Raw genomic sequence first — 6,002 nt, forward strand, 5'->3', positions numbered from 1 at the left:
CCTCCACCCGCACCCGCACCCGCGAACGAGGACCGCACGCGATGACCACCGACACCTGGCACAGCCTCCACCTCTTCCTGCACTCCAGCACCGAGGACACCGACCGTTTCCTCCTCCGTGAGGCGGCCCCGCTCCTCGACCGGCTCACCGCGCCCGGCGGGGACGCCACCCGCTGGTTCTTCATCCGGTACGGCGAGGACGGCCCCCACCTGCGGATCCGGGTGCGCGGGCTGAGCGCGCCGGCCGCCGCGGACCTGGCGCGGGAGCTGGCGCGGGCGGCGAAGGAGGTGCCGGCGGTACCGGGCCCGTGGCCCTCCCGGCACGGGGAGGTCCGCGAGGTCCCGTACGTCCCCGAGACCGACCGCTACGGCGGCCCGCGGGCCCTCCCGGTCGCCGAGGAGGTCTTCGCCGCGTCGACGCAGGTGGCCCTGGACGCCCTGCGGGACCTCCACGCGGTCGGCGGTGCCGGAGCGGGCGCGGCGGTGCGGCTGACGCTCGCCGCGGACCTGGCCCACGCCACCGGGTGCGCCCTCGGCATGGACCGGCTGACCACGGCCCGCTGGCTGCGCGGCCAGGCGGCGGGCTGGCGATGGGTCACCGAGGTGCCGCTGCTACCGGGCGCCTCCGTGCACGCCCGCGTCAACTCCGTCTACGCGGGGCAGCGTACGGGCCTGGCGCGGCGCGCGACGGCCGTACGCGAACGCCTGGAGACCGGCACCGCGGCCGGCTGGCTCGGCCGTTGGGCGGACCGCGTCCACGAGGCCGACGCACTGCTGCGCGCCGGCAGCACCGCGGACGAGGAGCGGGCCACCACCCGCGACGCGACGGCATGGATCTGGGCCTCGCAGCTCCACATGCTGTTCAACCGGCTCGGCGTCACCCCCGACGAGGAGCGGGCGGTGTGCCGGCTCGCCGCCCGCACCCTGCTGGAGACCGACGAGCCGCCCGGCTTCTTCCCGCAGGGGCACACCGCGGCCGACGTCCAGTACCTGGAACGCAGCAAGTTCCAGATCGGCCGCGGCGAGGACTCCGCGCTGCACGACCTCCCCGCCCCGCGGCCCGTCCCGCCGGGTCCGGAGTTCGCCCTGCCCGCCGACCCGCTGCCGGCCGTGCCGCTGGGAACCGTGCTCGTCGACCGCGCCTCGCTGCGCGGCGCACTCGCCGGACCGCTGGACGCGGGCACCCTGGGCGCGCTGCTGTGGAACTCCCTCTCCGCGAACAGCCGCTCGGAGCAGACCCTGGCCGACGGCACGGTCCGTACGCTCGTCCACCGCGCCTACCCGAGTGCGGGCGCCCTGTACACGGCCCGGGTCCGGCTGCTGGTGCTCGACGTGGCCGGGGTGCCCGCGGGCACGTACGACTGCGTGCCGGAGCGGCGGACGCTCAGCCGTATCGGCCCGGTGCCCGAGCTGTCGCAGATCAAGCCCCTGTCGACGTACCTGTCGCGTCCGTCGACGGACCCCGACTGGATAGGCGTCGACGGGGCGCCGGTCGTCCTCGGCGTGTACACGAACCTCGGCCTGCTGCGCCGCCGCTACGGACTACGCGCCCTGCGCCTGGCCCTCCTGGAGACGGGCCACCTGGCCCAGACCCTGCTCCTGACGGCATCGGCGCTCGGACTGGGCGGCACCCCGCTCGGCGGGTTCCACGACGACCTGTCCCACGAACTCCTCGGCCTGGACGACCTGGAGCAGCCGCTGATGTACCTGCTGCCCGTGGGCCGCCGCCCCGCGGCGGGGGACCGGTAGGGCGCCGCCGCTACCGGCGGGCGGCCCGGCGCCGGGCCAGGAACACGCCGAGGACCATGCCGACGAGGAGGGTGACGGTGAGGACCACCCAGAGCGGGACGGCGACGGTGGGGACCCACAACCTGACGGTGACCCGCCCGGTGTTGACGGCGATGAACCAGACGGCGAGGGCGGCCAGAACGACGAAGCCGATGGTGCGCAGGCGCACGTCACGGCCCTTGACGGTCAGGGTCGACGGCTGGTGACGCGCTGAGCCCTTCTGTGCCATGTGCCTCATTATCGAATGATTCGTCGACGCGGGCGACCGGGCCCCCGGCCCGGCCGCCCGCCCCGAAATCGTTTGCCGGGGCGGTGCGCGCCTCCCTAAGGTCGGGCGCACCGACGGCGTGTAGCTCAGTCAGCAGAGCACCGGACTTCCCATCCGGGGGGCGCAGGGGCAGAACCTGCCACGCCGGCTTATGGACGAGATCGCTGACCAGCAGCCCACCACGCCCCGTACGGCGCCGCCGGCGCAGACCGCCACGGCCTCCCCGACCTATGCCGCGGCCCGGCTGGCGCAGGCGCTGCGCACCTCCGTGGCCCACCCCGACGCGGCCACGCGGAAGCGCGCCGAGGGCCGGGTGCGGCAGTGGCGGGCCGTGCTGTCCGGCATGGCCGCCGGGCAGCTGACCGTCGGGTCCCGCACCCCCGTCGCCGGGCTGCCGGCCTGGGTGACGCCCGAGGTGGTGCGGGGCGGCTTCGCCACCGGCACGCCCGCGGCGAGCGGTCCGCTCACCCCGTACGAGGAGGAGGCCGCGCGCCGCGCCGGCCTTCCCGCGACCCGCGCCGGGCTGTTCGCGCACGCCCTGACCGAGGAAGGCCTCACCGGCCTGTGGGAGCTGCTGGACAGCGGCCGCTACGAGGTGGTGCTGCCGGAGGAGTCCGCACTGCTGACCGTGGCCTGGCTGGTCCGGGCCGGCGACATCGACGCGGCGGCCGCGCTGGTCGCCGAAATCCGACCGTTCGCGGACCGACTGCGCTTCCTGCCGCGCCCGACGGACCGGCCGGCCGCCGACGCGGCCGCCGTGCACCGCCGCAGCGTCGGCGAGGTGGCGGGGCAGCTCGCCGCCCGGCAGCCCAAGGCGGCCGTCGAGGCGCAGCGGGAGGCCCTGACCGTGTGGCGGCCGTTCGAGGACGAACTGCTCGCCCACTGGCTGCGGTACGGCACCGGCACCCCCAACGTGGCGGAGACGGCGGGCGACCCGTCGCGGGCCGAGGCCGTCGCGCTGCTGGAGCGCTACCGGGAGCTCGCCGCCGCCCACCCGCTGTGCGGCAAGCACCGCAACCCGAAGTCGAACGCCGGCATCCTGCGCCGGGCCCTGGAGGAGACCGCCGACGGACGGCCCGTCCCCGCCCGACTGGCCGGGCTGCTGCAGCACGCCGTGACCTCCATGGTCGCCAAGCGCGGCCTGCCGGGATCCGCCGAGCACACGCAGCTGCGCCGGATCCAGGCCCGGCAGGCGGCCCTGCCCGCCCACCACCGCATCGCCGCGCTCGTGGCGCAGCGGCTTGCCCCGCTGGACCAGCGCGACGGAACGCCCGACGTGGAATCGCCCGTCGCCCCGGTCACCGAGGCGGAGGCGGGCGCCTCCGGCCTGCCGGCCGGTACCGCGGTTCCGGAGCGGCTGCGGCAGACGGTGCGCTCCGCGCTGAGCGCCCCGCTGGAGACCCTGGTCGAGCAGGGCGTCGTACCGTCCGCCGAGGTCCTCGCCGAGCTGGTGCCGCAGCTGGTGGCCGCGGCGACCGCCCAGCGTTACGGCGACCCCGCGCTGCGCACCCTGGCGGCCGCGACGTACAGCGCGTTCCGCAACCGCCGTTCGCTGCTGCTGCTCGACCTCGCCCACCAGGTGCGGGTGGAGGAGCTGCCCTGGGTGCGGGCACTCGCCGCCCACGGCACCGAGGCGGACGCCGCCGACCGCGCCCGGGGCGCGGCCGGCGCCGCCCTGAGGCAGCTCGGCGAGCTGGCGGTCGGTGCGTTCCCGGGGACGCTGCTGCCCAACCCGCTGGTGCGCGAACTGTCCCAGCTCGCACGGCAGGCGGAGCTGACGGAGGCGCCGTTCGTGGAAGAGCTGGCGGCCGACATCTTCACGGGCACCTTCTCCCCGAAGTTCCTGACCGCCGCCCGGGTGGCCGCCGATCTCCTGGACGGCACCCTGTACGCGCGCTACTACGGGATCGACGGCGCGGCGGTGCGGAGCATGGCGGTGGTCCAGGCCGCCGAGCGCCTCGCCCGGGGCGCCGGGGCCCGGACGGGGGCGGGGCCGGCGACGGCGCCGGCCTTCGCCGGGATGTGCGCCGAGCGGGCCGATGCCGCCCGGGACCGCTCGGCGGGTTCCGGGGGCGGCGCTTCCCGGTCGTGGTCGCCCGCCGCGAACGGCACCGTGATCGAGCAGGCGCAGATCCTCACCACCCACAACCTGGCCGTCCTCGTCCGGCACGCCGGCATCGCCCCGGCGGCCGGTTGGGAGGCCCTGGCCCGGGCCTGCTTCACCACCGCCTGCCGGCTGGTCGCACGGGTGGAGGGGCACCCGCGCCCGCTGGCCACGGTGAAGGACGCGGCCTACGCCTGGCGGCAGATGCTGTTCCACCTGTCGCTGTGCACCTCCGACCGGCAGGCGGCCTTCGTGGAGTGGGCGGCAGCCGAGGCCGCCCGTCGGCCGTGGCACACGGCCGCCCGGCTCGGCCCGGCCGTGGCCGGGCTCCGGATGGTCGCCGCGGGCGGCGCGTTCGGAGCGGACGGGACCGCGCACGGCGGCCTGGCCCGCCGCTTCCTGGGCTGGAGCACCGACGGCCACTGGATGTGCCGCCGGACGCTGCCCGGACCAGCCCACCCCTGACCGGCGGCCCGCAGCTCACCCCCGGCCGGCGCCGGTCTGCCCGGCCCAGCGGCGCAGCGCGGTCGTGGCCCGGTCGGCATCGGCCGGGGGCAGGCCCTTGACGGAGACGTGGTGGCTGCCGCCGCCCACCTCGAACACGTACGAGTCGCGCGTGCCCCTGCCGAGCCGGAAGGGCTCCGCGACCGACACGTCGTTCAGGCCGTTGACGAACATCAGCGAGCGGCCGTCGCTCCGCACCCAGCGGTCGATGTCGGCCATCGCTCCCCGCTGGAAGTGCAGGGGTATCTCCCGCGGTACGTACGACCGGAGTTCCTGGACTCCCGGGTGGCGCAGCAGCCCCTCCAGGTACGGGGCGGAGAACGTCGCGTACCCGAGCTGGGTGCCCAGCTGGTAGAAGTACGGGGTGTAGGGCTCCAGCGACTGGTCGGTGTACACGGGAAGCAGCGTCACCCCGGCCACCCACTCGTAGAGCGCGTCATCGGAGGCGTCGGCCCCGGGCACCTTGGCGCAGGCGTCCGCCGGCTGGTGCATCCAGAACATCATCGGCAGGCGCAGCACGGCGAGTTCGAACGCCCGGTCTGCGCTGCCGACGGTCCGGAAGGTGGCCTTCTGCTCCTCCGCCCAGCGGCCGTACCGTTGTGTCATCGCCTCGCGGCGCAGCAGGGCCTGCCGCTGGACCTCGATGAGGGCGGCCCGGCACTCGGGGGTGCCGACCCGGGCCAGGCCGGCGTCGTAGGCGCGGTCGTCCCGGTCGTCCGTGTTGTTGGGCGCCGAGTACGCGACCGTGCCGGCCACGTCGTCCGGGTAGAAGCGGCGGTGGTAGACGGCCGTCATCCCGCCCTTGCTGCCCCCGGTCGATATCCACGCCCCGCGGTACAGCTGCTTGAGCGCGGCGATCAGACGGTGGTGGTCGCTGGCCGCCTGCCAGATGGTGAGCGTGGACCAGTCCTGGTCCGCCGCCTTGGACTCCCCGAAGAACCGCTGCTCGGTGGTGATCTGATTGGCGTCCAGCAGCACCGTCGGCTCCGTGGGGCGCTGCGGCGTGGACCCCAGGTCGTAGCCGCTGCTGTACAGCACCATCGGGCGGTCGACCGACTTGTGCACCAGCGTCAGTCGCTGCTCGAAGGAACCCCGCTCGGGGTGGTGGTGATCGGTGGGCTGCCGGAAGGCGAGGTCGAGGACGGTCTGCCCGTCGGTACCGGGGCGTTCGCCGACGAGCCGCATGCCGGGAACCGCCGCGATCCGGGCGCGGATGTCGCCGTCCCGTGGGGGGGGCCCGGGCGGGGTCGCCCATCCGGTTGGGGCCAACCCCCCCACCCCAACCACAGTGACCCCGCGTTTCCTCCTGGTCTTCCTTTCCCCCAGAAAACCCCCCCAC

The 6,002-nt window shown here is 75.6% G+C and carries 4 protein-coding genes and 1 tRNA gene; 3 read left to right on the forward strand and 2 right to left on the reverse strand.

Going from position 1 to position 6,002, the window contains the following annotated elements; all coding sequences use genetic code 11:
• Positions 1–41 precede the first annotated feature (41 nt).
• Positions 42–1,748, forward strand: a complete 1,707-nt coding sequence (locus tag ACZ4VL_RS31230) for a thiopeptide-type bacteriocin biosynthesis protein (protein WP_468206620.1) — start codon at positions 42–44, stop codon at positions 1,746–1,748.
• A 10-nt stretch (positions 1,749–1,758) separates the two neighbouring features.
• Here the strand turns inward: ACZ4VL_RS31230 and ACZ4VL_RS31235 are convergent, their stop codons facing one another.
• Complete coding sequence (locus ACZ4VL_RS31235; protein ID WP_468206623.1) at positions 1,759–2,016, reverse strand: LapA family protein; 258 nt, start codon at positions 2,014–2,016, stop codon at positions 1,759–1,761.
• Positions 2,017–2,130: 114 nt separating this feature from the next.
• Here ACZ4VL_RS31235 and ACZ4VL_RS31240 point away from each other — a divergent pair.
• Positions 2,131–2,203, forward strand: a tRNA-Gly gene (locus ACZ4VL_RS31240).
• A 3-nt stretch (positions 2,204–2,206) separates the two neighbouring features.
• Complete coding sequence (locus ACZ4VL_RS31245; protein WP_468206626.1) at positions 2,207–4,624, forward strand: hypothetical protein; 2,418 nt, start codon at positions 2,207–2,209, stop codon at positions 4,622–4,624.
• Between the two features lie 15 nt (positions 4,625–4,639).
• Here ACZ4VL_RS31245 and ACZ4VL_RS31250 read toward each other — a convergent pair whose 3' ends face one another.
• Positions 4,640–5,848: a S28 family serine protease gene (locus ACZ4VL_RS31250; protein WP_468206629.1), complete on the reverse strand. Its 1,209-nt coding sequence runs from the start codon at positions 5,846–5,848 to the stop codon at positions 4,640–4,642.
• Positions 5,849–6,002: the final 154 nt, after the last annotated feature.

This window comes from Streptomyces sp. NPDC029014 (genome assembly GCF_055564695.1).

Excerpts from the sequence above, each read along its gene's own strand:
- ACZ4VL_RS31230 (WP_468206620.1), top strand. The coding sequence starts at position 42 with ATGACCACCGACACCTGGCACAGCCTCCACCTCTTCCTGCACTCCAGC.
- ACZ4VL_RS31235 (WP_468206623.1), bottom strand. The coding sequence starts at position 2,016 with ATGGCACAGAAGGGCTCAGCGCGTCACCAGCCGTCGACCCTGACCGTC.
- ACZ4VL_RS31245 (WP_468206626.1), top strand. The coding sequence starts at position 2,207 with ATGGACGAGATCGCTGACCAGCAGCCCACCACGCCCCGTACGGCGCCG.
- ACZ4VL_RS31250 (WP_468206629.1), bottom strand. The coding sequence starts at position 5,848 with ATGCGGCTCGTCGGCGAACGCCCCGGTACCGACGGGCAGACCGTCCTC.